General features: G+C 74.0%; 1 protein-coding gene. It reads left to right on the top strand.

Annotated features, from left to right (window positions below; translation table 11 throughout):
- Positions 1–258, top strand: a 258-nt coding sequence (locus ACPYOG_RS19905; protein ID WP_481295841.1) for a cell wall-binding repeat-containing protein, incomplete at both ends; no start/stop codon positions are given.

The following is a 258-nucleotide window of genomic DNA, read 5'->3' as shown; positions in this document are numbered from 1 at the left end:
GGCGCGCTCCAGAGGATCGCACCCGTCCAGCGTCTCGCCGGTGGCGACCGCTTCGCCACGAGCGCCGCGGTGGCCGCCTACGCGTTCGCGAGCGCGCCCACCGCGCTGATCGCTTTCGGGCTGAACTTCCCGGACGCGCTCACCGGGGCGGCGTGGGGAGGGACCACGCACTTTCCGCTGCTCCTGACCAACGGGTCCTGTCTGGTCAAACCGGAAGCAGATCGGCCCCACCCCCCTCCCCTCCCCCCCCCCCCCCCC

The sequence above is a fragment of the Leifsonia sp. HAY1-4F genome, assembly GCF_056755275.1.
The sequence above is the reverse complement of the archived record's forward strand: the minus strand, read 5'-3'. Positions and strand labels throughout refer to the sequence as shown.